The 25,331-nt window shown below is 46.5% G+C and carries 18 protein-coding genes; 12 read left to right on the top strand and 6 right to left on the bottom strand.

What is annotated here, in order from left to right; genetic code table 11:
• Window positions 1–19 precede the first annotated feature (19 nt).
• Window positions 20–1,138, bottom strand: a complete 1,119-nt coding sequence (locus RS891_RS12985; protein WP_315795494.1) for a GGDEF domain-containing protein — start codon at window positions 1,136–1,138, stop codon at window positions 20–22.
• Between the two features lie 207 nt (window positions 1,139–1,345).
• On the opposite strand from RS891_RS12985, the gene RS891_RS12990 reads away from it, so the two are divergent.
• From RS891_RS12990 to tnpA, 5 genes are all read left to right on the top strand, one after another.
• Window positions 1,346–8,080, top strand: coding sequence for a DUF7507 domain-containing protein (locus RS891_RS12990; protein WP_315795495.1), 6,735 nt, complete (start codon window positions 1,346–1,348; stop codon window positions 8,078–8,080).
• Window positions 8,077–9,771 carry a hypothetical protein gene (locus RS891_RS12995; RefSeq protein ID WP_315795496.1) on the top strand — a complete coding sequence of 565 codons (1,695 nt, stop codon included), beginning with the start codon at window positions 8,077–8,079 and terminating at the stop codon, window positions 9,769–9,771. The genes RS891_RS12990 and RS891_RS12995 overlap by 4 nt, the downstream gene beginning before the upstream one ends.
• A 163-nt stretch (window positions 9,772–9,934) precedes the next feature.
• Window positions 9,935–10,192, top strand: coding sequence for a YolD-like family protein (locus RS891_RS13000; RefSeq protein WP_076291006.1), 258 nt, complete (start codon window positions 9,935–9,937; stop codon window positions 10,190–10,192).
• Window positions 10,193–10,313: 121 nt separating this feature from the next.
• Window positions 10,314–10,433 carry a hypothetical protein gene (locus RS891_RS13005; protein ID WP_024631887.1) on the top strand — a complete coding sequence of 40 codons (120 nt, stop codon included), beginning with the start codon at window positions 10,314–10,316 and terminating at the stop codon, window positions 10,431–10,433.
• Window positions 10,434–10,626: 193 nt separating this feature from the next.
• On the top strand, window positions 10,627–11,100 hold the full coding sequence (tnpA, locus tag RS891_RS13010; protein ID WP_315793911.1) for an IS200/IS605 family transposase: 474 nt from the start codon (window positions 10,627–10,629) through the stop codon (window positions 11,098–11,100).
• A gap of 142 nt (window positions 11,101–11,242) precedes the next feature.
• Here tnpA and RS891_RS13015 read toward each other — a convergent pair whose 3' ends face one another.
• Window positions 11,243–12,505 (bottom strand): amino acid permease, encoded by a 1,263-nt coding sequence (locus RS891_RS13015; RefSeq protein WP_315795497.1) that lies wholly within the window; start codon window positions 12,503–12,505, stop codon window positions 11,243–11,245.
• A gap of 172 nt (window positions 12,506–12,677) precedes the next feature.
• Here RS891_RS13015 and RS891_RS13020 point away from each other — a divergent pair, with 172 nt between their 5' ends.
• From RS891_RS13020 to RS891_RS13030, 3 genes are all read left to right on the top strand, one after another.
• Window positions 12,678–13,181 carry a ferritin gene (locus tag RS891_RS13020; RefSeq protein ID WP_076291009.1) on the top strand — a complete coding sequence of 168 codons (504 nt, stop codon included), beginning with the start codon at window positions 12,678–12,680 and terminating at the stop codon, window positions 13,179–13,181.
• A gap of 397 nt (window positions 13,182–13,578) precedes the next feature.
• Window positions 13,579–14,319 carry a polysaccharide deacetylase family protein gene (locus RS891_RS13025; protein WP_076291010.1) on the top strand — a complete coding sequence of 247 codons (741 nt, stop codon included), beginning with the start codon at window positions 13,579–13,581 and terminating at the stop codon, window positions 14,317–14,319.
• Between the two features lie 60 nt (window positions 14,320–14,379).
• On the top strand, window positions 14,380–15,288 hold the full coding sequence (locus tag RS891_RS13030; protein ID WP_315795498.1) for a hypothetical protein: 909 nt from the start codon (window positions 14,380–14,382) through the stop codon (window positions 15,286–15,288).
• A 144-nt stretch (window positions 15,289–15,432) separates the two neighbouring features.
• Here RS891_RS13030 and RS891_RS13035 read toward each other — a convergent pair whose 3' ends face one another.
• From RS891_RS13035 to RS891_RS13045, 3 genes are all read right to left on the bottom strand, one after another.
• Window positions 15,433–16,032 carry a response regulator transcription factor gene (locus RS891_RS13035; RefSeq protein WP_090896853.1) on the bottom strand — a complete coding sequence of 200 codons (600 nt, stop codon included), beginning with the start codon at window positions 16,030–16,032 and terminating at the stop codon, window positions 15,433–15,435.
• Window positions 16,029–17,177, bottom strand: coding sequence for a sensor histidine kinase (locus tag RS891_RS13040; RefSeq protein WP_113052378.1), 1,149 nt, complete (start codon window positions 17,175–17,177; stop codon window positions 16,029–16,031). Before RS891_RS13040 ends, RS891_RS13035 begins: the two co-directional genes overlap by 4 nt.
• Before the next feature lie 93 nt (window positions 17,178–17,270).
• Complete coding sequence (locus RS891_RS13045) at window positions 17,271–18,329, bottom strand: Delta(5) desaturase DesA (protein WP_315795499.1); 1,059 nt, start codon at window positions 18,327–18,329, stop codon at window positions 17,271–17,273.
• Window positions 18,330–18,705: 376 nt separating this feature from the next.
• Between RS891_RS13045 and RS891_RS13050 the strand changes: the two genes are divergently transcribed.
• The 4 genes from RS891_RS13050 to RS891_RS13065 all read left to right on the top strand — a co-directional run bounded on the left by RS891_RS13050 (window position 18,706) and on the right by RS891_RS13065 (window position 24,473).
• Window positions 18,706–19,545, top strand: coding sequence for a YitT family protein (locus tag RS891_RS13050; protein ID WP_113052849.1), 840 nt, complete (start codon window positions 18,706–18,708; stop codon window positions 19,543–19,545).
• A gap of 224 nt (window positions 19,546–19,769) precedes the next feature.
• Window positions 19,770–20,975 (top strand): ROK family transcriptional regulator, encoded by a 1,206-nt coding sequence (locus tag RS891_RS13055; RefSeq protein ID WP_315795500.1) that lies wholly within the window; start codon window positions 19,770–19,772, stop codon window positions 20,973–20,975.
• Window positions 20,976–21,047: 72 nt separating this feature from the next.
• On the top strand, window positions 21,048–22,013 hold the full coding sequence (locus RS891_RS13060) for a sugar phosphate isomerase/epimerase family protein (RefSeq protein ID WP_315795501.1): 966 nt from the start codon (window positions 21,048–21,050) through the stop codon (window positions 22,011–22,013).
• Window positions 22,014–22,322: 309 nt separating this feature from the next.
• Window positions 22,323–24,473: a cytoplasmic protein gene (locus RS891_RS13065; protein ID WP_315795502.1), complete on the top strand. Its 2,151-nt coding sequence runs from the start codon at window positions 22,323–22,325 to the stop codon at window positions 24,471–24,473.
• Window positions 24,474–24,648: 175 nt separating this feature from the next.
• Here RS891_RS13065 and RS891_RS13070 read toward each other — a convergent pair whose 3' ends face one another.
• Complete coding sequence (locus tag RS891_RS13070; RefSeq protein ID WP_315795503.1) at window positions 24,649–25,233, bottom strand: P-loop nucleotide/nucleoside kinase family protein; 585 nt, start codon at window positions 25,231–25,233, stop codon at window positions 24,649–24,651.
• Window positions 25,234–25,331: the final 98 nt, after the last annotated feature.

The following is a 25,331-nucleotide window of genomic DNA, read 5'->3' on the forward strand; positions in this document are numbered from 1 at the left end:
TTGCATTTTATATGGAGTACTAGACCAGATCAAGGGACGTCATCGTTTTATTTTTCCCGGTTCGTTTGGCCGCATAGAGACACGCATCCACTTCCTCAAACAACTTGTCTTTGGACAGATGGGCACTGTAGCTTTTGAGCCCGACACTTACCGTAATATAAGCGCCTTCAAGCTCCAAATGAACATGACGGGCGATCTTCTTGCGGATCTGCTCCACCAAGGCATATGCCTGCTCGAAAGGTTGCTCAAACATTAACAGTGCAAATTCTTCTCCACCATAACGTGCTGCAATATCGCTTGATGTAATGTTCTCCTGAATGACCTGAGAGACTCTCTCCAGAATGGCGTCTCCCACCCGATGCCCATATGTATCATTTATTGACTTGAAGTTATCAATATCAATTAGAGCTAAATGTAGACTCATGCCATTATTGGCATATTCAAACGCTTTTTCATAGTAGTCCTTAAAGGAGCTTTGATTATACAGATTGGTTAATCCGTCTGTTTTGGACTGCTTGGTCATTATTGCATTTCGCACGATTAGATCCTGCTTGGCAAGCATACTGGCCTGGAGATCATCCAGTACCTCGACGCCGCTTGTAACAATTAACTGTGCGACATATGTACCTACAATGAGAAAAGCCGGAATGGAAACCATGTCAAACGAAGATAAGTACAGCCGATAGTCTGGATCGCAGAGTACGATGACATAACCAATCATCTGCATGAGGCATACCGTCCATACTTTTTTCTTGCTAAAGAACAGAACCGAAGCGAAGATCGGCAACAGACAAATGGCAAGGATGATCCGAATATCATAATTGACATGAATGATAGTCCAGGCAATGACTGTGCTGGCCATGGACATGGAATAGAAGGAAAATGAACTGAACCGGTGTTCTACCCAACTGGCGATTAGAATAGCTAAAGAGCTGGCTAATGTAGGCCAAAATAAAACATAGATTATGAAATCTTCTGGAGTTCGATCATAATCGAGAAACAGAAAGCAGCCTATTTGAATGACAACATGCGTTAAAACGACGACCCAGTAAGCGCGAAGCATTTTTTTGACCCATTTGGAATGCTTGAATTCGTACTCGGTTGGGATATGGTTGCTATGTAAGTTAGGACTCTTCAATATATCACCGCTGACTGCATCATAATGATACGACAGACATTGCTCTCGTATGCTTTAATTATAAAACACATTGCACGAAACGCAAATCATTTAATTTGTATTATGAAAACAAAGCTTACATAAGTGCAAAGCGCATAAAGTTCTTATAGAGGACAAACAAAAATCTGAATTAGGCCTCATAGACTGTGTATTAAGGCTCCAATCTATATGGCTGTAATTATGATGAAGGAGGTGATCTCTATTCCTCTTGTCGTTCGTTCAACCGTCAATGCAACGGGAGCAATTACGTTTACAGGCAATACACTCGGTTTGAGTCGTTCTGATACGGCAGGGGTACCCGGAACACAGGACAGTATTGGGGCATTCACAACGACCAATACCGCCTTGACTTATGGGACATATCCAGCAGGTACGACAAGTTTGTACCAGAGTAACAGCTCAGCTGCCATATTGGTTCTTCCTGCGGGGAGTACAGTTTTATATGCAGAATTGATCTGGGGCGGAAGTTATATTAATGGAACCGTGAATCTGAGCTCAGCCATCAACAACCCTGTCACGTTTATCACCCCTGCAGGGACATCCAGCGTTACTCCTGACCCGGCGACATACAATCAATTTGATTTTGGAAATGGTGCTTCAGGTTATGTACGTTCTGCCAATGTTACGTCGCTTGTCCAAAGTGGAGGAGCCGGTACATATATCACTGGAGCAGTTGTAGGGACAATTGTCATTACGAATGATGCCACGGCCAATCATGCAGGCTGGACGCTTGGAGTCATATATCAAAATCCGAACTTGCCGTTCCGAAACATGTCACTGAGGGCAGGCGGAGTGCTTGTCCAATCAACTTCCGCACCGGTGGTTACCACATTGACCGGATTTGCGACTCCGATCTCTGGCACGCTCGGGGGAAGAGCGCTGTTCAGTGCGCAGGAGGGAGACGCGAACCGGACTGGGGATCAGGCGTTGTTCGGGCCAACGTCGGCTACTTCGGTTGCCTTGTCGGGGCCCAACAACCTGGCTGCCAATTTTTTTGCTTCCCAAATTAACGGAGATACGGGAGCTCTCAATACAACGGGGACGTTCGGAACACGGAACCAGATCAATGGAGCACCGGGCACTAACATTTCCGGCGGACGTCAAGGCTGGGATATAACCAATGTGGATGTGTCTGCCAGACTGATTAATAATCAGTCTTCAGCCGTGTTGACGTTAACCACATCAGGTGATGCCTATATCGTTAACGGCAATGCCATTCAGGTTGATATCAACGCACCAAAAATTACAGTGGCCAAGGCATCCGTTGCCTCTGGTGCGGTAGCAGGGGATAGCATTCTCTATACCGTTACAGTCAGCAATGCAGGTACAGCCAGTGCAGCCAGCGTTGTTCTATCTGATTCATTGCCTGTAGGTCTCACCTTCATACCAGGGAGTGTAACGGTCGCTGGTGTGTCCCGCCCAACACTCGATGTGACCGCCGGAATTCCACTTGGTTCATTAAACCTATCCAACAGTATCGTTGTAACCTATCGTGCGCTCATTGGCCAGGACGCAAGCATATTGCAATTGGTGAATTCAGCCAATGCAGCTTTTACTTTTCAAAGTGTGGCCGATGGTCCGACCATCTCAGGAGTAATCCCCTCCAACAGTTCCACACTTCCTGTATATTCACCAAACCTGTCGATTGTGAAATCGGCGAGTACAGCCAACGCCACGGTGGGAGACACGGTAACGTATACGCTTCAGGTGAACAACCGAGGGAATATCGCGGCGGTCGTTACATTGACAGATAACATCCCAAGTGGGAGCTCGTATGTAGCGGGCAGCTTCCGCCTGAATGGTAATGTTATTGCAGGTGCTAATCCTGCGACTGGCGTTAATTTGGGGAGTCTTGCGGCAGGAAGTACAAATACCGTAACCTTCCAGGTACTCGTAACAAGCTTGCCTACACCACCAACTCTTGTGGACCAGGCGACCGCTTCCTATTCGTTCAACTCACCTGACGGACGGACCATTACTGGTACAACCACATCGAATACTGTGACAATTCCGGTGACATTACCCAATGTAACTGCGGTAAAATCGGCCTCGGTTAGCGATGTGGCTGTAGGGGAGACATTTACCTACACCGTAGTGACCACGAACGGTGGCATTCAGCCGATTAACAACGTGATTCTCACAGATGCTGTCCCCGCAGGGTCTGCATTTGTCCCAGGAAGTGTAACTGTAAGTGGAACAGCTGTAGCAGGAGCGAATCCAGGTAGTGGAATCTCCATTGGAACACTTACTGCAGGAAGTTCTGCAACAGTGACTTTCCAGGTAAGTGTTCAATCGTTGCCTTCTACGGGTTCGCTTGCGAATCTTGCTTCCGTCTCCTATAGTTCAGGTGCGTTCACGGGCATTTCCAACTCCAATTCCATTACAACCCCTGTATACCAGGCGGCAATCGGCGTTAACAAGTTGGCGAGCGAAACCAATGCGACACTAGGAGATCAGATTTCATACACACTTGTGGTAACGAACAACGGAACCATAGCAACTCAAGTAAATGTAACCGATACGATACCATCGGGCCTGACGTTTATTCCGGATTCGGTAACTGTGAATGGTACTGCGCGTCCTGGGGCCAGTCCATTAACCGGAATAACGTTGGGGAGTCTGCTGCCAGGAGCGACATCAACGATTGTGTTCCGAACTTCACTCACTACACTCCCATCACCGCCAACGCTAGAAAATCAGGGGGCCGCTAGTTACACATACCAGCTTCCGAGTGGACGAAATCTCTCAGGAAGCAGTTTGTCCAATGTCGTTCGTATACCTGCATCAAGCCCCAATATATTAATTAGCAAAACAGTAAGTACGCTGGATGCCACCGTAGGGGATGTACTTACCTATACGGTTGTTGCAACAAATGCAGGGAGCAGTGCGGTACAAAATCTGGTGATCTCTGATACGCCAACCGGTTCGGAATTCGTTTCCGGCAGTGTCACTATTAATGGAACTGCTGCAAGGAATGCAAGTCCACTTTCGGGCATTGCTGTGGGTGCATTAAACAGCTCGAGCAGCGTTACGGTGACCTATCAAACAAGAGTGACATCCGTTCCGTCCACAGGTTCAGTCAGCAACCGGGCAAGTGCAGCATTTACGTCAGGCAGTTTTAATGGCGTTTCTTCGTCTGTCACGGTGAATACCCCCATATATCAACCAGTGATCCAAGTAACAAAAACAGCTAGTACCTCGAATTTGACGGTAGGAGATTCTTTTAATTACTCCATTCAGGTCAACAATTCAGGCAATATTGCCGCGACGGTTACCTTGACAGATCCAATTCCTGCGGGAGCTGTATTCAGCACAAACAGTGTCATTATCAATGGTGTGCCTACACCAGGTGTAAACCCGGCAACCGGCATTAATTTGGGTTCGATTGCGGCTGGCTCAAATTCAACGGTCACCTTTGTTGCAACGGTAACGAGTTTGCCTAGTTCAAGGCAGTTGGCTAACCAGGCGGTCACATCATACTCCTACACTCTTCCGAGTGGAAGAACGATTGCCGGTTTTTCGTCATCAAATACAGTCACAATTCCCGTTTCTCTGCCGAATGTAACCGTTGTAGACAGCAGCAATGTTGCCTATGGCGTAGTGGGGGATGTCATACGATACACATCTGTTATCCGGAACAACGGGACTGTAGCGGTTAACAATATGATCTATGTCAATCCTCTTCCTTCGAATACCCCATTTGTACCCGGAAGCGTCATTGTGAACGGGACTTCATTCCCGCTCTCCAATCCGACCGCCGGCATTCCACTCGGTACTCTGGCTCCAGGAGCTCAGGTTACCGTAACTTTTGAGGTGACGATTACCATGCCGAACCCTTCACAGATTAACAATCAGTCGACGGTCAGCTTCACATCCGGTTCATTTTCGGGGTCATCATCGTCCAATACAACACAGACTCCGGTCATACAACCGCAAATTTCACTCGTCAAAGCAGCGAATACAGTAAATGCAACAGTAGGTGACACGGTTGTATACACGGTAACTGTCAGTAACACAGGCAATCTGGGGGCAAACGTGACGGTGACGGATATAATTCCTGCAGTTACGACTTTTGTACCCAACAGCCTTGTGGTATCTGGGGTACCACAGCCTGGAGCAACCCCCGGAACGGGGATTCCGGTAGGTATTGTGGCTGCGGGAGCAACAGCTGTTGTCACGTTCGCCGTTGTAGTGGACTCACTTCCGTCTCCGCAGCAACTTAGCAACTTTGCGACGTCATCTTATACATTCACACCCCCTGATGGACGAACGTTAACAGGAACAGCCACTTCTAACACACTGACATTTCCAGTCTCCTCACCAAACGTTGCCGTGGTTAAAAGTACAGTTTCGACTGCGGCTGCCGTAGGGGATACAGTTACTTACTCCATTTTGGTAACAAACAGCGGAATAGAACCGGTAAACAATATTCAGTTTTCTGATCCAATCCCTACGGGGGCCTCTTTTGTTGCAGGCAGTGTCACTATAAATGGGGTAGTACAGCCCGCTTCCAATCCAGCAGGGGGAATATCTCTTGGTACGCTCGCTCCCGGAACGTCCGCTACTGTCACTTTCAGTATCAATGTCAATGCGATTCCACCAAGCGGTCAATTAAGCAATCGATCCACGGTCAGTTTTACCTCTGGGGCATTCTCAAGCACAACGTTCTCCAATACTGTGGTTACACCGGTATTTCAGCCCATTCTGTCAGCGCAAAAAACGGCGAGCACACAAAATGCTACCGTTGGGGATACCGTCAGTTACACGATTACTGTCAACAATCAAGGGAACTATGGTGCCCAGATTAACCTAACGGACAATATCCCTGCAGGAACCATTCTTGTTCCGAATAGTGTGATTGTAAATGGTCAGCCATTACCTGCAGCCAATCCTGCAACAGGCATTCCGGCAGGCACTGTTGCTGCTGGGGCAACAACAACAGTTACCTTTTCCGTAGTTATTGATACTTTGCCGACCCCGCAACAGCTGGTGAATCAGGCTTCGGTTGCTCTTTCCTTCACGCTACCTGACGGACGCAATATCACGGGTTCAGTTTTGACTAATATACTTTCCATTTCGGTGTCGGCTCCCGATGTCGATGTAGTGAAATCTACGACATCTACGTCTGTATCTGTTGGTGATGTCGTAACGTACAGCATTGCAGTAACTAATAATGGAATAGCGACTGTCAGCAATGTGGTCTTCACGGATGCATTGCCGGCAAGTACTGTACTTACAGCAAATAGTGTGTTTATTGATGGTGTTTCTCGACCGGGTGTCAATCCTTCAACCGGAATAACGCTTGGTTCCATCGCGCCTGGAGTTACCGTGACCGTTGTGTTTAGTGTGCAGGTTACAGCACTTCCATCCAGTGCAGTATTAAACAATCAGTCTACGGTGAGCTTTACATCAGGTGTTTTTTCAGCTACCACATTTTCCAATACGGTCACTACCCCGGTATATCAACCGATTCTGTCGGCAGTCAAAACAGGAGACCGGGCTATAGCAACGGTAGGGGATACCGTCGTGTACAGCATCACCATCACCAATGCAGGGAACTTTGGGGCATCTGTCACGTTAACCGATACCATTCCGGCAGGAACAGAACTTGTGCCGAATAGTGTCATTATTAATGGAGCTTCAGCACCAGGAGCGGACCCAGCTTCAGGGATTCCACTGGGTGTAATCTCCACAACAACTGTAGTCATGTTCTCGGTCATAATCATCACCCTCCCTTTAAGCCAGGCCATAATCAATCAGGCTTCAGCAACCTATTCCTACACGCTGCCGGATGGAAGAACACTGGGAGGCAGTCTTTCGTCCAATTCTCTCAATATTCAGGTGTCTGCTCCGAATGTCAGTGTCGTCAAGACGACACCGGTAATTGATGCTGTAGTGGGCGATACGATTGTATATGAGATGGTCGTAACCAATAATGGAATTGATCCTGTCAACAATGTTGTCTTAACCGATCCAATTAGTTCGTCTGTTACCTTTGTAACTGGCAGTGTCCTGGTTGACGGCGTTCCGCGCCTCTCAGCTAACCCGACACTGGGTATAGCGCTTGGTTCCTTGGCACCTGGAGCATCTGTATCCGTATCGTATGCAGTTCGGGTCAATACACTGCCTTCACCACCACAAGTGAGCAGTCAGTCATCGGTAAGTTTCACATCGGGTGTGTTCTCGGGAGCGGCCTATTCGAATACCGTGGTAACGCCAATTTATCAGCCGATCATTGCCGTAACCAAAACAGCGAGTACGTCCAATGCGACCGTCGGTGACATCATTACCTATTCTTTTTCCATTTCGAACAGTGGAAATTTAGCAGCTACTTTGACACTTACGGATAACATTCCAAATGGGGCAGTATTACTTCCCAACAGCGTCCTGATTGATGGTGTTCCACAGCCTGGGGCGAATCCGGAATCAGGGATTGTTGTTGGCTCGATACCTCCAGGAGGGTCCGTTAATGTAACGGTGACTCTGGAAGTTACTGTAGATTCATTGCCACAGAATCAGCAGTTGGTCAATCAGGCGGTAGCCAGTTATACCTTTAGTCCGCCGGATGGACGTCAGTTGACGGGCACGGTATCCTCCAACGTTCTGGTGATTCCTGTATCTGCACCAAATGTCGTTGTTGTCAAAAGCACAAGTGCAGTTGATGCTGTTGTTGGCGATGTGATCACCTATACAGTTGTGGTAACCAATAGTGGCATTGAGGTAGTCAATAACGTGGTTATGGTAGACCCTGTACCAACAGGCACCGTATTTGTGGCGGGAAGTGTTACGGTGGATGGCGAGGCAAGGCCTACCGGAAATCCGAATACAGGGATAACGCTCGGTTCAATTGCCGCCGGTGCTTCAATTACCGTTACATTCAGAGTGGGGGTTGTGGTGATATGAGCCAATCTTCCGGTCCGTTGTCCCACTCGCTACAGAATCAGTCACTGGTTCGATTCAGCTCGGGTGCGACTGAACTGGAACAGGTGGCCTATTCTAATACGGTAGTTACACCATGGATCGGCCCCAGGCTGGAGGTCCACAAGTTTTGTAACGTTGCTGAGGCTGCTCTGGGGCAGACACTGACCTATCTGATTGAAATTGTGAATTCGGGGAATTGTGCTGCTATGGTCCATGTATTGGATTCATTCTCTTCGGACACTTCACTTCTCCCCAACAGTGTACTCCTGGATGGAGCTCCGCTGCCGGGAGTATCACCGGAGGGAGGGATTCCTGCACAGGAAGTTGTACCTGGAGCGATATTGCGAATTCATTTTCAGGTGATCATCGTCGGTCTTCCCCATACCTTGAAACTGGTGAATCAAGCGAAGATACGTTATAAGTTTGTGACGCCTGAAGGCCGAACGGTTGAGGGAGAAGAGAAATCCAACGTGGTAGAAGTAAACCTGGTCTCGTCAAGTCTGTCGTTGGTTTTGAATGCAGATCGTGTGCAAACTTTTGTCGGAGATATTGTCACTTACAACCTTTTGGTGAGTAACCCGGGTTTTATAATAGGAAACGATGCCAGGGTAACGATTCCGTTACCTAAAGGTATTGAATTTCTTCCGGGAAGTGTCATTGTGAATGAAATTTTTGTTCCCGAGACGACGCCTGACTCCGGAATTATGATAGGCGATGTACTGCCCGAAGAATCTGTTCCAATTCAATTTCGAGTACAGGTCACGGGAGGAAGCATAGCTGAGAATTTAACAATTCAGGCATCCCTAGAGTACGTTTCAGGTGACACGTTGGAGAATGTATACTCGAACGTAGCAACTTTGCAAGTCATCCAACCTCGGATTTCAATTGCGAAAATTGTGAATCCATCTACCGCTACTCCTGGGGATACCGTTCAATACCAAATAACGGTACACAATGAAGGTTCTTTTGCAGTAGATGCTATCGTGACGGATTTTCTTCCGCCAGGCATGAGATATGTTGAGGGGAGCCTCGGGTGGAATGGTGTGAAACGGCTAGGAACAAATCCAGTCAAAGGCATCAATCTGGGAACGTTGACTGCACGATCCGTGGTTAATATCCAATTTGAAGTGAGCCTCACAGAACAGGAGCAGGGTGTACCTACCGTCTTCGAACTGATGAATAAGGCTCGCCTGCTCTATACATTTCGCTTATCAGATTCTCGTTCTGTGCAAAGAATAATTTCCTCCAACTCGGCTGTAATCCAGTTGAAGTTTCCCATCATCTCGGTTCATGTGCAAGTGAAGCCTGACTTGATCGAAAGGGGAGGAAATGTAACCTTTCATGTACATGTGACCAACACAGGTTCTTGGCCCGCACGGGTGCAATTGGCTGATGTACTCCCTCCAGGTGCCAAATGGATTGGGGAAGCAGAAGTACGGGATCGAGCGATCTTTTCAGGGTATTCTTCACCAAGATATTTACATTTGGGTGAAATGGAACCTGGAGCGGAGAAATGGATTACTTACGTTGCACAAATATCCTCCACTGAACAACTGGGAATCCAGCAGGGCTCCGTAACTGCGATGTATACCTACGAGTGGAACGGTCAGAGACATTCAGGACAGTCCATTTCGAATGTATACACCATTATTGTTGAAGATGGCGATGAATGATGGAAAACAATAGCTTTTTCCTGTAAATGAAGTTATTTTTTTGCTTCACTATGGAGTCATGACATTACACGAACGTGAATGAATGGTATACTAATTAAATATGACCTCGGCAAATAACCCGTGGATTCGGGACGTCGGATTAGCTATAGAGGAGGCCGCTACATTGGCAAAAGCAAAAGTTGCAAAAAGACCTACCCGGGACGAGTTTGAACTGGAAGAGCTGGGGAACCAACTGGTCGAGGCATTTCATGAACGTTCGGAAGTGTTGCTGACCGTATGGGGCAAGGAAGATCAGGTTCATGGGGTCATTGTGAAGTTGGACTCACGTACTCGGCTAGTGCATGTTGAATATACAGAGGAAGAATTTACGGCGAAAGTGCCATTCCTGGATATTATGCGTATTGATTCTCCACGGTATTAAATTGAAACTACGTATTGAATCGAAAAAATGATAAACAGGATCTGAAACAGGGCATCAGCCCTGTCAAATCTGTTCTCCCTGCATAAGATAACCCATACCTGTTGCAGAGGAGGTACGGTCAATGAGCGAAGTATTAGGTGGAGAAGCAAGAGGCTACGGATACGGAGGTTTTACTTCTGTAGGTGCCATTCTGGTTCTGTTTATCCTGTTGGTTATCATCTCCAAAGCATTCCTGGTATGATTTATTCCAGATGAATAAAGGAAGCTCTGCCATTGTGGCAGAGCTTTTTTGTTATGGCTTCAGCCAGTTGAGTGCGTGAAACGCGCGAAACAAAAAACCACCCGCTATGCGGGTGGAGGGACCTGAGGTTTGACCACCAAGACCATTCCGATAAAATTGAGATGTTCAGGCTCAACGAAAGGAATGGTCTTAGATGGCAAATAAGAGCTACAGCCTAGCTCACACAAAGTGGATGTGCAAATACCACATTGTATTCACCCCGAAGTATAGACGGAAAGAAATCTATAATCAAGTGAGAAGAGACTTGATCGAAATTTTCAAACGTCTATGTAAGTACAAAGGAGTAGAAATTATAGAAGGTCACATGATGCCCGATCATGTTCACATGTTGGTAGCGATCCCACCGAAAATGGCTGTCTCCACGTTCATGGGATATCTAAAGGGAAAAAGTTCGCTCATGATCTTCGAGAAACACGCCCAGCTCAAGTATAAATACGGAAATCGAAAATTTTGGGCAGAAGGGTATTACGTAAGTACAGTGGGTCTAAATGAAGCAACGGTAAGAAAGTATATACGTGAACAAGAAGCACATGATCAGGCGATAGATAAGCTGAGTGTAAAAGAATATGAAGATCCATTTAACAGTAACAAGAGCAAAAAGAAGTAAAACCAGTTTAACTGGTAAGTGAAAGTGACAAATAACACTGAGCCTGAACAGATTTGCTGTCAGGCTAGCGTCTTTAGGCGCAGTTTGGCAACAGGGGGTTATACCCCAAGAGCAAACCACCCGTTCGACGGGTGGTCCTGATTTATATTTTGTGTTGTCGTTTACGGTTGAGCAATCCGTAGAGAACAACGATCACCACTGGGTAGAGAACGGCCCATCCAGCAAATGGGAACACAATAGCTGTCGCCACAAAGGAAATCCAACTGATTGTTACACCAATACGACTGCCTTTGAGTAATCGTATGCCGGCTGCGCATCCGCCAAGATAGGTGAGAATAAACGTTGCATTAGGCAACTGAATAAGAGTCGTGAGTGACACCAGACTTGATCCGTATATGCCTAACACGAGAGTGAAGCAGATGGCCAGGAAGCCGATTGCAGCAATTGGTGTATGGTACCGACTGGATAAGCGGGACATCCATTGCGGGGCAGCTCCTTGTCTTGCCAGTGCATAGGCGACACGGGATGCGGCACCAGCATACGCAATGACTGTAGCGGTGCAAATGAATATGCCAGTCAGCCCAGCAAGTAATCCACCCCAGGAACCGAGAGCCTGACTAATGATCCATACGAGAGAGACATCTGCTCCGCCATGTAGATAGCTTTGAGTTCCGACTGTCGCCAGTGCAGTCAGGAAATAGAGCACCCCTACAATAATGGCTGCAATGGTTACGCCTTTAATAGCTGCTTTGCGTGGATCAGTAAATTCTTCAGATAGGTGAGATACAGCTTCCCAACCGATAAAACACCAGAATAGAATGGCTCCAGCCTGCCCCACGCTGACCCAACCACTTGGCATAAATGGTGTGAAATGTATGGATTCCATATTCGGAATAGCAAATACAAATGCCATAACGAGCACAATAATAATCGCCAGCACAACGCCAATCTGTACCTTTCCTGCGACTTGCATGCCCACAATGTTAATGATCAGTCCAGCCGCCAGCATGATAGCGGCAATCGCTGTTCTATATCCTTCCCCGAGTCCCAGCGCAGCTGTCATGTAGCCTGCACCTGTAAGGGCAGCCACGGGAGCACCAATGGGAACGGACATTAGAAAGAACCAGCCGACTAAGGCTCCTGCCCGTTGTCCGAAAGCGAGGGTAACGAAATGGGATACACCGCCTGCGTCCGGGTAACGGGCTGAGAGTAATCCCATGGACAGGGCAAGCGGGAGAATCAGCAGCACCATGCCTCCCCAGGCGAGAAGTGAAGCTGGCCCTGCCAGTTCGGCAGCAAGTCCGGGTACTATCAGGACACCTGAACCGAGAACTGCACTTATATAAAGCGCAACAGCTTGCGGCATGCCTATGGTTTTTTTGAGCTGAGAAGAAGATGTGTTCATGAAATAAAAAGGCCTGCCTTCCAGAATAAAATGATTTTAGAGCGAGAACTATGTAATTATATAGGAAGAGGTGCATTCAGTCATTGGCGAATTTTGTAGAAAATTCATGTAAGTCGTGCAGACGTTATGATAAAATAAAACCATCCCTAGAGAAAGAATGAGGTGTACCCTAATGAGTAAAGAGTTGACAGAAGCTTTAAACGAACAGATGAACTTCGAATTTTATTCGGCTCACGTATATCAGGCGATGGCCGCATACTGTTCTGGCGAAAGCTTGGACGGATTTGCCAACTTCTTCATCGTACAGGCTGAGGAAGAACGGTTCCATGCGATGAAAATATACAAATTCCTGAATGACCGCGGACAACGCGCTACGCTTGCTGCATTGCCTGAGCCGAAGAATGAATATTCCTCGATGCTGGATGTGTTTGAACACGGATATGCACACGAGCAGCAAAACACGAAAAAATTCTACAATCTGGCAGATATTGCCCTGAATGAGCGTGAACATGCCACGATGTATTTCCTGAAATGGTTCATCGATGAGCAAGTCGAAGAGGAAGCTCTGTTTGATAATATCATCCAGAAGTTGCGCCGCATCGAAAAAGACAGCAATGCTTTCTACATGCTGGACGCCGAATTTGGTAAACGTTCGTTTACAGCTCCTGCGGAGTAAGAGGGGACTAAGCAAAGCAACCAGGATTGATTCGAACGACAAGAAAATCGATCTACATATGAAAAGTCTGCTCTCGAGCGGGCTTTTTTGTTATACCATTTTATTCTTCATCGCTTGCTTCATATAAATTCCATAAATGAATCTATCAGAAACCACAATTTGGGTTAATAGAATATATGTCAACATTGATCTATCCCGACGGATGTTCTTTTTCGAGCAAATCTATCAAATTCGTTTTATTTTTTTGGGTAATCTGACAAAAGTGTAACTCGAACGTAGCATTTGAAGCGAGAATGGGACGCACTCTTTTTGATAGTATTAGGATTATCGCCAAGGGCTGCAATGAGAGAAACATAGACACCCGGGGAAATACAAGACATAAGGGAGACTTTTAATTATGCTACATATTCGTAAAACGTTCATCACCGCACTTGCTATTCTATTGATCATTCCATTGCTTTTGCCGCAGTCGGCTTCAGCTGCATCATCCGCATCCAAACATGCTGGAAATAAAGCGAGCTCCAAGATCATATATCTAACTTTCGATGATGGGCCGACCGCCCACACGGGACAATTACTGGATATCCTAGATCAGTACAATGCCAAGGCGACATTCTTCATGCTTGGACCTCAGATGGAGAAGTTTCAAAAGGCTACTAAGCGTATTGTTGCAGACGGACATGGACTGGGTTTGCATGGCGTAACGCATGTTCCCGGTAAATTTTATAAATCCGCATACAGTGGCTTGAAAGAAATGCAGCAGGCCAATGAAAGCTTGAATAAAGTGGCAGGCGTCAAAACCAGTCTTGTCCGTACTCCGTACGGTAGCAAACCGTATCTCAAACCGGCATATCGCAATGTTCTACTGGGTCAGGGTGGATTTCATCTGTGGGATTGGAATGTTGATTCCGAGGATTGGAAATACAAGAAAGATCACCAAAAAGTGTACAACAGTGTGATGAAGCAGATCCATAATGTGCAAAAGAGCGGAACCACCCCAGTGGTCCTGATGCATGATCAGGAAGCGACATTGAAAGTTCTTCCTCAAGTGTTAAAAACACTGAAAGCAGAAGGTTACCAGTTTGAAGTGCTGACCAAGAAAGTACAGCCCGTGAATTTCTGGAATGACAAACGTTAAAATTCAAGCTAGACAACAATGTAAGCTGATTCCAATAACGGCTTCAAGGAGGACAACAACATGAGTAAACCTAAACTATGGATGACGATTCCTGTGACAACAGCCGTGCTGCTTGCTCTTGCGGGGTGTGGTGGTCAGGATACCAAACCATCATCAGCGGACAACACGTCCCCCGCGGCTGGCGAACAGGCTCAGTCAGGCAGTGGAGGAGCCGATTTCTCCAATGGAACGAAAGATAGCGGAACAGATACTACAGGAACAACGGGGACCAAAGGTTCTGCAGGAAGCGGGACATCGAATTCGGAAACGGGCAGTGACGGTCAAACCCAGCAAAGTGGGAACGATGTCATTATGGACATTCGCAGTCAGCTGAAGATGAAGAACGCTTCATTACCTACTTCATTTTCCCTGGAAAAGGGAAAACATCTGACTGCATCGATCACATCGAATACTTCAGATGCGTTCCACATTAACTATTATTCCACTGACCAGCCTGTTGCGGTGAATGATGCTTCGTTGACGGCCTCTGGCAGCAAGGTGCCTGTTCTGGCATCCTATGAAGTGAAGACGTACAAAGATCCGAACAGTACCGATATTTTCCCTGAGACAGACTTGAAAGACTTTCCTAAGGATATGACAGTGGATCTGGGACATGGTATCAAGGGGATGACCGAAGGTGCGGCGGGCAGTCAATATCTGACTTGGACAGAAGGCAGATGGACGCTTCAAATTCGATCCGTTTCCGAAGATAACATGAATAATCCGGGAATTGCGAAGAGAATGGTGGAATATTTGGAGTCCCATACACTTCCTGCACCAAAGGATAAAGGATTCGTAAACGTGGAGTACCCAAGCGGTGGTAAAAACGTCAATGTAACGATCTCCTGGCAAGATGGCAAGCAGATTCATCAGCTCCAGACCGAACAGGTGCCACTGGAAGCTTTGGGCATGGTTGTTTCTGTAAAGTAACATGGCCCTGAAATAAGGTTTCAAAGGGGGAATAGGCTGGATGGGAGTGAGTGCTCCAGTCCAGCCTATCCTTATAAAAGCAAGGTGCACCGATGGGAAGGTGTACCTTGCTTATTTATGTTTCATTGGGTTAAAGCGGTACTTTCATTTAAACCACCCTTTTTCTTTGGAACGGGTGATAGCTTCAATACGGTTACTTGCGTTTAACTTGTTGAGTATAATAGAGATGTAATTTCGCACGGTACCGGTTGTAATAAATAAATGTCCGGCTATTTCCTTTGTATTTTTACCGTCCGCCATCAGGCCGAGAACGGCATTTTCACGTTCGGTCAACGGGTTCTCCTGAACATAAGCCTCGTCCACCAGGTCGGGGGCAAAAATACGTCTTCCATTCATGACCTGACGGATTGCTTCGGCAAGTTCCTCGATCGGGCTATCTTTTAACAGATAACCGCGTACACCGCCTTTCAAAGCACGCTCGAAATATCCGGTCCGGGCAAAGGTTGTCAAAATAATGACTTTACAGTTCAGGCCTTTAAGTTCCTCAGCGGCCTCCAGGCCACTTTTGACGGGCATTTCAATGTCCATCAGACAGATGTCTGGTGTAAGCTCCCTGACCAGAGCAAGAGCTTCCTGTCCATTGCTTGCACGACCTACCACTTCCATATCCTCTTCCAGATTGAGTAGGGAAGACAAGGCCCCTAGCATCATACGCTGGTCTTCGGCGATTACGATCCTAATCATTGTTCAACCTCCTTTATCGGTTTGCGGACCAGCTTGGGAACATGGATGACAATGCCTGTACCTTCCATGTCTGCTCCGGAACGAATATCCAAACAACCGTTCACAAATTCAAGTCGTTCTTTCATTCCCAAGATTCCGGTACCGCGCCGTTCTTGCTTGCGGGTACGCTCGATTCCGACTCCGTTATCCTGAACCGTTAGTATATTATCGGCCAGTGTTTCCTGGATCCGAATGGTGCATACCGCTGCTTGACTGTGTTTGACAACATTTGTCACGGCTTCTTTCAGGCACATGCCGAGCACATTTTCATTTAACTGTGACGTATCCTGCAACTTCGGATTGCCCTCCAGTACAAATTCAATGGAAGCGGCCTTCAAAATCTGTTCAGCACGGAACAGCTCATCCACCAGTTGTGTTCCACGCATGGTCGTTACCATTTCCCGAACTTCCTTTAGTGCCGTACTCGCTGTCTGTCTCAGATCGTTCAGTTCAATCTCGGCCTGATCTGGATTTATGCGGAGCAGACGCTTCGCCAGATCGGTTTTCAGACCGATGAGAGAGAGCTTCTGTCCAAGGGTATCGTGCAGATCACGTGCAATACGCTGCCGTTCTTCCATTTTTACAAGATCATCCAGCCTTTTGTTTGCATTCTCCAGTTGGCCTTCCAGCTGTTCACGCTTATTTTTGTTATACGTACTGATCGGAAGCAGAATGGATGCCATCAAACTAATGAATACAAACGGGAACTGACTGAGTAGCAGGGTGCTCTGTTTGATGAAACTATAATTAATGGTTAGAAAACTGGCTGCCAAGTTCACCGAATAGAGGGTGAAGAAACCGGCTTTATTTTTAATATTCCCAATAAAAAAAGCAAGAAACAATGAGAAATAGGCATAATCATAAGCGATGGTCATCGTTATCGATATGGCGATCAACAATCCAATCCACATATAGACCTGCCAGCCCTTTGTGATGAAGGCAAGCAGATAACAAACAAAGAAGAACAGAATGATGAAAATCCCCGCAACCATGGGCCACAATTTGGAATATTGTGAAATATAATAGAAGGGAAGGATGAAAAAGACGAGCCATACATAAGGATTTAAACCTGTATTTTTATAAAAGAGCTGCATCCACTTTTGAATGAAAATTCTCCTCCTCGGACTTGCATTGTACTCAAACTTAGCCTGACTGTAGCACGACTTTAGCCTGAATACAAGAAAACGAATCCGACAGAGTTAAGGCTTCTCTGTCAGACCCGCTTGGTTGTTTACTCGAATAGGCGGTTGAGCGTAAGGCTTGCGGGATAACGTTTTGATCTCGCCGAAGCTGATAAATTGTTTGGATTCTTCGTCCCACAGACGGAAGCGCAGGGCAGCCAGACTGGAACGAAGCGTAATCGTTGTTGCCTTCTGCAAAGGCGGTGTTGCGTTATGTGCTTCTTCCAAATAATAGTTGGGTACACGTGGGCTCAAGTGATGCACATGGTGGAACCCGATATTGCCACTAATCCATTGCAGCAGTTTCGGCAGTTTGTAATATGAGCTACCTTCTACAGCTGCTTTTACATAACTCCACTCATCTTCATGTTCAAAATACGTATCTTCGAATTGATGCTGTACGTAAAACAGCCAGATACCGAAGAAACCGGAGAAGAAAAATACGGGTGCTTGCACCAGTACAAAAGCCTGCCAGCCGATCAACCAACACATGGAGGCATAGAGGGCTACGATTAACACTGTAGTCAGATGAGTATTCATACGTTCTTTGCGTCTTGCACCTTTACGGTTAAAACGGTAAGCGAACAGGAATACATAAATGGGACCAATACCAAACATGACGAACGGATTACGATAAATACGATAGAAGAGACGACCCCAAGGGGAAGCTGCTTTGTATTCTTCAACGGTCATAACCCAGATATCGCCAACACCACGTTTGTCGAGATTGCTGCTGGTTGCGTGATGAATGGAGTGCTCGTTTTTCCATTGCAGGTAAGGCGTCAGGGTTAATACACCTGTAATGGTGCCGAGAATGTCGTTGGCACGTTTGCTTTTAAAGAATGAACCATGACAGCAGTCATGGAAGATGATAAACGTTCTAAGTACAAATCCCGAGGCTACGAGAGCAATCGGAAATGTTAACCAGTAGGACACGGACAAGCTATAGTACGCTGCGGCCCATAATAATAATAATGGCAGTATGGAATTCACTAATTGTTGAATACTCAGGCGAAGATTGTTTTTCTCATAAGGGGTGACTTCTTTTTTTAGCGCCATTTCCTTGGATCTGCTCATTGACGTACGTCCTCCTTCAATGGTTAATAACTGTAATCAGTTATAACCTAACGCTTCCTGGGAAGATGTCTCCAAGTAAGGCGTTTTTATCATTGTATAAGAATGCATCCATTACAGTAAGTCATAAACGTCAGTACACTGTAATGATGAATATCAATGACGACCCATGACATTTGTCATGGGTGGATGAAGTTAAACTGCTTTATATAGCCTAAATAAGCACGGATTTCGAATTCCTTTGTACAATTCGCGCAACAATTTGTATTATGTATACAAATTTTGTTCATGGCATGGTAGAATCTATCATTGAGTGGTTATGACAACTTATGAAATTGGTTGATAGGTTGATTTTCTGATGGATTGGATGGAGTGCATGATGAAGAAAAGAATAACGGATATTCTATTTATTATGGCGGGTGCATTTCTGTTTGCACTTGCAGTAAACCTGTTCGTCATCCCGAATGATTTGGCTGAAGGCGGCGTTACGGGGATTACTATTATTTTGTATTACCTTTTTGAATGGTCTCCAGGACTGATGAACTTGCTCCTGAATGGTATCCTGCTGATTGTGGGGTACAAGTTTCTGGACAGAACGACAACCGTGTATACCATTATTGCGGTGGTATTCAACTCGCTGTTCCTGCACCTGACCGAGAGCTGGACGATTGCATCGGACGAGCTCTGGATTAATACTATTTTTGGTGGATTATTTGCCGGTCTGGGTATCGGTTTGATTGTTAGAGTAGGTGGTACAACGGCGGGTACGGTTATTCTGGCCCGTCTTGCCAACAAATATCTGGATTGGAACATCAGTTATGGACTGTTATTCTTCGATCTGATCGTGGCATTCTCGTCTTTCTTCATTATAGGGCCGCAAGGTTTGATGTGTACGATTGTCATGCTGTTCGTCGGCACCAAAACGATGGAGTTCATTATTGAAGGGCTCAATCCGAAAAAAGCAGTTACGATTATATCTACCAAGCAGGACGCCATTGCTCAACAGGTCATTGAGAAGATGGATCGGGGAGTCACCGTTCTGTCCGGCCATGGCTACTATACAAAGAACCCGAAAGAGATCTTATATATTGTCATTAGCAAACAAGAAGTTCCAATGCTGAAGAAGATTGTGCGAGCGGAGGACGAAATTGCTTTCATAACGATCCATGATGTGCGTGACGTATTTGGTGAAGGGTTCATCGAATTGTCCAAATCGTAATGAAGCGTATGTATAAGGAAGTAAGAAGCTGCGGTGTATCTCACTGCGGCTTTTTTGGATTTATATAGTGTAAAGTCGAAATTAAATGATCACGACGATTTCAGGTTTTGATATTGAAATCATATTATCCGATACAGACAAAAAGCTGTACACGTATAAACCCCGATGATATATTAAATTTAATTCGTTAAGAAACTTAACTAACTATACAGGGAGGCGATAAAATGGCTGGCACATCTCAATATATCCGCAATCTGAACGAGAATCTGATCATGGATGCGCTGATCGCAACTGGTGCAATGTCCAGGGCAGATATCAGTCGTCAGACCGGACTCAGCAAACCTACGGTGTCGTCGGCGATTGAACATCTGATTGAACGAAATCTGGTGCTGGAAACCGGTAGAGCCGACAATGCACAGGGTCGCAAAGCAACACTCATTCGATTCAACGAAACAGCTTATTATGTGTGTGGCATCGATATTGGGGCAACCCGAATTCGGATCGCACTCTCTGATCTGAATGGTGAGATTAAGGATTACAGAACGTATCCGATGTTATTCGTTCAAAGTGCTGATCGAGTGGGGACGGCTCTCCTTGATGTTCTTCGAAGCCATATGGATGAATTACTGACGGAAAACCAATTGAATTGGGAGCAGATTCAATGTGTTGGTTTTGGCATCCCTGGTGTTGTAGTCCCGGGATCTGGAGATATTGACCGAATCGTTGCCCCGTTAGAGGGATTGGAAAAGTTGCTCTCACTTGAATCATTGTCGGGGGTATTTTCGTGTGAAGTGATCCTGGAGAACGATGTGAACCTGGCTGCACTGGGTGAGTACAGGAGGGGAGCCGCAGCGGATTCCAATCTGTTTGTTTTTTTCTCCATCGGTACTGGAACGGGTGCAGGCATCATGGTGAACGGACAATTGCTACGAGGCATGGGTGGGTTGACAGGCGAACTCGCGGAGATGTTGTTGGAAGAGGGCCGTCGATTGGAGGATCTCCTGTCTGCTGATGGTCTGATGGAACTGGCCAAGCGTCAGTGGGATGCCAGTCTTCTTGAGGACACTGATTCTGGTATAGAAGATCTTCGTGAACAGCAGACTCCTGAGAAACTGTTCGAAGCTGCCCGACGTGGAGAAACGCAGGCTGTGCACATTCTGAAACAATACAGTCAAATGATCGCATCGGCTCTGCGGCATATCTGTGTCGTTCTCGCTCCCCATCTCATTGTACTTGGCGGAGGTATTGGGGGAAACGGGGATGTGTTATTGCCGCACCTCAGACAGATCGTATCTGAACAATTCCCGGCGCAGCCGGAACTGATCTGTTCAGAGCTGGGCGAGCGGGCTGTAGTGACCGGAGCAGTGCAGGTGGCGTTACAACAAACGATGTGGAGTCTTCAGCAAGAGGCAGCATTAAACATCAACTAGGCTGATTTGAAAATAGAGAAGATTCATCAGACATTGAACGGGTTGAACATCGCATATTAGGAGGACGAAGCCATGTTTACCGACAAAAAGGAATATTCATTTTCAACCTGCTGGAATATCAAACGTCACACTACGGGTCAGGGCATGATTGAGGAGATCAAATCTCTAGGGTTTAGACAGGTGGAGCTCAACTATAACGTTACAAATGAATTGTTACAAACAATTGAACCGATGATTGAACGGGGAGAAATCGGAATATCCAGTGTGCACAACACGTTTCCGCATGTACCAGATCCCGATTATGGAACCGATTCGGTTCTGCTCGGTTTCGACGATGAGCCTCGTCGTAAGCGCGCCATTGAACTGCTGCTCGGTTCAGCAGAGTATGCACACCGATATGGAGCGAAGGCAGTCGTCGTGCATCCAGGTGAGGTGCCGTTTGAATATAATATTGATGAAGCATTGAAAAAGATATATCACGATCAAGGGCCGGACTCCTCGGACTATCAATCGTTGTGGCAAGAGATGATAGAGAAGCGTGAAGCAGTGAGCACACATTATCTGAAAAGGATTCAGGAGAGTCTGGAAGAAGTGTGTGAGTTGTCTGAACAGCGCGGGTACGGGGTGAATTTCGGCATTGAGACCCGATCACGCTGTTACCAGATGCCGACGCTGCAGGAGGCGGGTGCAATTATTCGCAATATGAAAGGGGCACCACTCGGCTTATGGTACGACATTGGTCACGGTATGATGATGGACCGTATGGGGCTCTATGATAATGTACGCGAAGCAAACGAATTGATCGACCATGTCGTCGGGGTCCATATTCATGAGACAGTAGGCTTGTCGGATCATTGGTGTCCGTATATTCATAGTAAGGACATGGCGTTTTTTGATTCATTCCTGGATATTATTGATCGTTCTCCGGTCAAAGTATATGAGTTGAAAGCAGCATGCACGCCGGAAGAGATTGATGACAGTCATCAGTTAATTACAGCTCGTATCGCCGGACGTCAAGCGGCACGTCAGCACGGATAATTTGCAGGTGAACAGCGACAATAAATAAATGTAAAGAGAGCGGTCAGAATACTCTTACCTTTCAGGTTAAGTGGTATTCTGCCGCTCTCTTTCGATGTGATATTCTCTAATCTGCAATTATAAGATATAATATGCATTAATCAGGCTATGGTATCCCTTCCTTCTGAACTCTTACAATGGTATTAGGGGTGCCGCTTCCCTGATTTTTTTAGTTTTTGGACTGTGTCATACATATGAAGAATCGGCACAAAGCTAGGCCCAATTATACCAATGCTGAATATATTATTGTCATGTGGGAGAGTACAATTGATGGACTTATTCTCAATCTATTTCAGCAGGAATTTGAAAGTGATCATCGCAGAGCGCAAAGGCAAGCTGCCTGTGCGTATATTGGCGACTGCAATGAGAAATTTGGAATCGCTGGGATATACGTTTTCGACGAATCTGATAGAGGTGCTGCGCACCTGGGAACGTGATAGATTCATTTCCTGGTTCGAGCGACTGATGGAAGAGCTTCAACAGATAAAAGGAATCCATTTAAAGGAAACCCTCGTGTATCCGAGATTTCCCAAGCGAAAAATGAATATTCAGGAAAGTAAGTTTTATTTAAATGCTCTGATGTATTCATGGAGACAGCAGCTTCTTGAAAAGGAGCAGGAGCAGCGCATATTACTGCTCAACAAGCTGCGACTGCGTGTGATTCATCTCGGCAGTGAAGCAGATTTTAACCAAGTGGGAATGAACCTGCTTACAGCGAAATCTGCGTTATCGCTAGTTGCAAGAGAGCAGTTGATCTGGTTTGCGACCAAGTACGAAGGCTGGGTCGCATTTGAGCCAGAAGCAGGGCAAATACCAGTAGGGGAAAATGCAGCCGTTTATTGTGCGGCTTTATTAAAGGCGGGGCGTGCTTCGGTGGAGCAATTCCAGCGACATTTGCACTCGGCAACAGATATATTGCGGCTGGCGGTGGCGTGTTCCGATGGAGATGTCAGTCTGAAGGAGAAGACCCGTTTCCGTTCATTTACCCGATTTGAACGTCGGATCATACTTGCTTTATTGGAGGGTGCTTCAATCCCGTTGGAAGATTTGTTTCAATATAAAGAGCGCTGGAAGAGATTGGCCGAGCGACTACATCCGGGTGAATATCTTCACCGTTATCCAGAGGCAGTAGCGGTGCTGGACCAATTGCGACATGGGGAACGACCGCTTACCTTTCATGGCAGAGTGGAGCGGGCATTTGAACAGAAAGAAAACCAGCTTATTCTGGAGACGCTCGCCGAACGTTCGGGAGAGATGGTCGGTCAGCTGGACCGAATGATACGTTCCGGTGTTCCGGTACAGCAAGTGATCGGCAAAATGGAAACTGTGGAAGAAAAGGTATCGACAAGGGCGCTGCTTCGAGTGTTGGCCCACTTCAGCACACGGACGGAGCTTCAGGTCAGGAGGAACTTTTTCCCAAAAGGTAACATGGCAAATCTGTATGTCTCCACTCAGCCATTGCCTCATCTCAATGTTGAGGATGTTCATAAGGTAATATCTGCGGTAGAACATACATTGTTGAAACGGTTTGCCAAGTTACCTTCACTCGGTAATGTCTATATTGATGAAAGACTTCAAGAGTTTTCGGTTCCATCGGGAGAACGAAGGGCAAGCGAATCTCTTCGAGCTCTATCGCGTGCGTCATGGATATCGTTACCCGCAGGAGATACCGTTCGTTTTTTTCTGTTGTGGAGAGAAGGCTTGGGCGGTGAGGAGCGAATCGAATGTGTGAATACCGATCTGTCAGGAGTGCTGTATGATGAGGATTGGCGTTATATGGACCAAACATTCCGGACCCCTCTGCAATCGAGTGAATATGTAGCTGCAAATAGCGGGCTTAAGGTGACTGCACCGGATGGAGCGGCGAAGTATATGGATCTGCATTTGCCATCCATTTCTAAGTTAGGCGCACGTTATATTGTAATCATGGTTAACGCATTCAGGGATAATGTCATCAAGGATTTGCTGGAGTGTTATGCTGGCTGGATGATGCGTCAGGCGCCACAGTCGGATGAAATATTCGAACCTTCAACGGTGCAGGAGCGAATCGATCTGACGGCAGATTCCCGTAATTGTATTCCAGCCATTATTGATGTACAGGAGCGGCGCATTTTGTGGTGCGATCTTGACTTGAAAAGACAGTCTAAAGTGCCGGTGGAGAACAACAAAGCCGATGTGGCTTTGATCGCTCGGGCAATGACGGAGTTGAAACGTCCCGATTTATATACCTTATTCATGCTTCACGCTAAAGCGCGGGGAACATTAGTTGAGACATTAGGGATGGCCAATCTCGTATTTACAGCGGAACTGGAGTCGATTCGTGTGGCTGAGGTGGCAGAGTATTTGACAGAAGGCCCACCCGTGGAGCGCACCGTGATTACACCTCTGGAGCAGGACTATATTGTGGAGCAGTTTTTGTAACATGTAGGTTTGGATTTTGGGCCATAGATCATTGTAAAAGGGGTATTTGTCACGTTGGACCTAAGCGGGTCACCATGACAAGTACCCCTTTTGGGTGTGAATTAGTTTTATTGAGCATATAAGCAGCATGAAAAGAGAATGGAGAAGTTCAAGGTCATTCCATTCAATTCACATTTTATTCGTACATTCGTTGTTCGACTTCAGCAAAAGCGATATCAGGGTTCTCATCGGAATTATCGATATAAGCCACGGCGAAGGCGGGCAATGGCCAGGCTACTTGCTTACGGGCAAGTGAAGCTGTGAAGGCATCCCAGTTCTCCAGCTTCCACTCATCCAGGGGTGATTGTCTGGCTGTAATTCGCTCACGATACAACGCTTCATTTGCAAGATAAATATAGGCCACACGTACATCTGTATCATCCAGGGAACGTCCAATCCGTGCGAGTTCCTGCTCGATCCATTCCGGAGTTCCGATTTCTTTGGTAAATGGTCCTACAACAACCGTATCGATACCTAATTGCACATTGTCCAGAGCAGCATCCATCGTAATACGGTATCCCAAATCACGGCACAGCCGTTTGTATTCCGGTGAATCCCGATCGGAAGGATCGAGTCCCTGCAGGGTCATTATGGCTTCAGCAGCAGGACGCAGCAGGATATCCATATCCAAAAAAGCAGCTTTATGTTTACGCGAGAGGGCTTTGGCAAGAGTTGTTTTGCCGCTCCCGGCACCGCCAAGAAAGAAAATCAGTTTGCTCATGGTTTGGAATTGCCTCCTTATAATCGATAGAAAGAATATGTAATATGTGAGTACGAATAAGATATTCATGATGACCCCTCTGGTATGAAAGGACTTGT

The organism is Paenibacillus sp. BIC5C1 (genome assembly GCF_032399705.1).
Taxonomy (GTDB): Bacteria; Bacillota; Bacilli; order Paenibacillales; family Paenibacillaceae; genus Paenibacillus; species Paenibacillus taichungensis_A.

Bases quoted from the DNA above. Each gene is read 5' to 3' on its own strand.
- RS891_RS12990 (WP_315795495.1), top strand. From the start codon at position 1,346: ATGGCTGTAATTATGATGAAGGAGGTGATCTCTATTCCTCTTGTCGTT.
- RS891_RS12995 (WP_315795496.1), top strand. From the start codon at position 8,077: ATGAGCCAATCTTCCGGTCCGTTGTCCCACTCGCTACAGAATCAGTCA.
- RS891_RS13005 (WP_024631887.1), top strand. From the start codon at position 10,314: ATGAGCGAAGTATTAGGTGGAGAAGCAAGAGGCTACGGATACGGAGGT.
- tnpA (WP_315793911.1), top strand. From the start codon at position 10,627: ATGGCAAATAAGAGCTACAGCCTAGCTCACACAAAGTGGATGTGCAAA.
- RS891_RS13015 (WP_315795497.1), bottom strand. From the start codon at position 12,505: ATGAACACATCTTCTTCTCAGCTCAAAAAAACCATAGGCATGCCGCAA.
- RS891_RS13020 (WP_076291009.1), top strand. From the start codon at position 12,678: ATGAGTAAAGAGTTGACAGAAGCTTTAAACGAACAGATGAACTTCGAA.
- RS891_RS13025 (WP_076291010.1), top strand. From the start codon at position 13,579: ATGCTACATATTCGTAAAACGTTCATCACCGCACTTGCTATTCTATTG.
- RS891_RS13030 (WP_315795498.1), top strand. From the start codon at position 14,380: ATGAGTAAACCTAAACTATGGATGACGATTCCTGTGACAACAGCCGTG.
- RS891_RS13035 (WP_090896853.1), bottom strand. From the start codon at position 16,032: ATGATTAGGATCGTAATCGCCGAAGACCAGCGTATGATGCTAGGGGCC.
- RS891_RS13045 (WP_315795499.1), bottom strand. From the start codon at position 18,329: ATGAGCAGATCCAAGGAAATGGCGCTAAAAAAAGAAGTCACCCCTTAT.
- RS891_RS13050 (WP_113052849.1), top strand. From the start codon at position 18,706: ATGAAGAAAAGAATAACGGATATTCTATTTATTATGGCGGGTGCATTT.
- RS891_RS13055 (WP_315795500.1), top strand. From the start codon at position 19,770: ATGGCTGGCACATCTCAATATATCCGCAATCTGAACGAGAATCTGATC.
- RS891_RS13060 (WP_315795501.1), top strand. From the start codon at position 21,048: ATGTTTACCGACAAAAAGGAATATTCATTTTCAACCTGCTGGAATATC.
- RS891_RS13065 (WP_315795502.1), top strand. From the start codon at position 22,323: ATGGACTTATTCTCAATCTATTTCAGCAGGAATTTGAAAGTGATCATC.
- RS891_RS13070 (WP_315795503.1), bottom strand. From the start codon at position 25,233: ATGAGCAAACTGATTTTCTTTCTTGGCGGTGCCGGGAGCGGCAAAACA.